At 55.7% G+C, this 893-nt stretch carries 1 pseudogene; it reads left to right on the forward strand.

What is annotated here, in order from left to right:
- Window positions 1-893, forward strand: a pseudogene (locus tag LPH68_RS26460) (hypothetical protein); the annotation flags it as partial.

An 893-nucleotide genomic window follows, 5' to 3' on the forward strand; every position in this document is an offset into this window, starting at 1 on the left:
ACGAGCCGGAAGGTGGAGATAGCCGGGCAGCAGGTGGAAGTGAACAACCCGGACGGGGAGATGACCTATTTCCCCCTGCATGACGAAAGTTCGAACTTCTATGCCGATGCGGAGGATATGAACGACTGCACGGTTGCGAAGCTGGACGGCAGCGAGGGAGACTGGATGATGTATGAGCCGTTTTACTGGAGCAAGGGCATCAACGACTATCTGAACAACAAGAAGTACGCCTGCTACAGCAGTTATCCGGAGGACGAAATGCCCCCGATTCCGGACGCGACGGTACTGACACTGGATGCCATCAAGGAGACACAGGGCGGCTGGCTGGGTGAACGCAAGATCATGAGCGGCAAGCCCACGCTGATGGAATCCTATACGACGGACAAGGCTTATTCCGTGTGCAAAGTGGACGTGTCGGGTTACAGACGTGTGCGCTTCCCGAGTGTTCCCGGCACGGGGCTTATCGGCAGTGTGTTTGCTGATGCGGAGGGAAACATCCTGAAGAGTATTGTGGTGCCGACCATCGGCTTGAAATTTGAAGCCGGCATGTATCTGATAGCAGACGTTCCGGAACGTGCTACAGCCCTGCATTTCTCCATTCTGAACACGGCAGAGTTTGACTGCGTGGTGCTGAGCAACAGCGACAAGATAGAGGACATGGAACCGGATTGGGTGGCCAATGAGGAACATCTGTGTGCCGTTGTGGGCAGTTCTGTAGTGGGAAGCAAGTTGCGTGCCTGCATAACCGGAGCTTCGACCACGGCAAGCATGACCTGGACGGACTTCCACTATTACAGCCAGCAGCGTGGCATGCAGCAGATAGATGCCCTGATGCACAGCCGCATCGCGAACCTGAGCTATGCAAAGTACGGGCGTAGGGACATGCAGGAACA

This window comes from Bacteroides sp. 1_1_30 (genome assembly GCF_020982715.1).
Classification (GTDB): Bacteria; Bacteroidota; Bacteroidia; order Bacteroidales; family Bacteroidaceae; genus Bacteroides; species Bacteroides xylanisolvens.